Source organism: Vibrio sp. Y176 (assembly GCF_033438945.1).
Genome location: NZ_JAWOQS010000649.1, coordinates 1 through 654 on the forward strand (window position 1 = coordinate 1; position 654 = coordinate 654).

General features: G+C 43.6%; 1 pseudogene. It reads left to right on the forward strand.

Annotation, left to right across the window (positions count from 1 at the left end):
* A pseudogene (locus R7O13_RS27860) lies at positions 1 to 463 on the forward strand (transhydrogenase beta subunit); the annotation flags it as partial.
* Positions 464 to 654 lie beyond the last annotated feature (191 nt).

Sequence of the window (654 nt, forward strand, 5' to 3'; positions counted from 1 at the left end):
TTTGGGATTTAATGCCAAAAATGATGACGTGAATGGTTCGCGTAGTTCGGTCGTGGCGGCGAAATGTGAGCCGAGCAAAGGTGGTTTATTCAGCAGAAACGTTTGTGTTGATTTAGATGCCACACAACAGTCAATCGCAGTAGAGAAGGTCATGCAGCAGTTAGGGCTTAACTGTAAATATACGGTGAGTGACTTTACTGTATCTGTTGAAGGCGAAGAGCCTATTTGGATGCATCATATTCAGAGCTTCTCACCGTGGATTACCTCCGACACTAGATACCATTTTCTGAATGTGAAGTTAGGTTCGCTTGGAGCCTGTAGCGGTATTCTCAAAGCAGTTTGCCTGTATCAACAACAATTGAACGAGGCGAGTGAACGCTTTCACGCTGTTCAGCTAGACATCGAGCCAAGTGGGTATGTTGTTGGAGCCTTATTTGGTCGAAATGAGAGCGAAAATTCTTAGATCAATCAACACAAACCACATGAAAAGCTTACGAAGTCACGATATCCTAACGGGATAACAAGATAACGCCATGTTTGTGGCAGAAAGTGAATTCGAATGAAGTTTATCCACACCTCAGATTGGCATCTTGGCCGACAGTTTCACAATGTCTCTTTACTTGAAGATCAGCAGGCAGTTCTTGAGCAACTTAT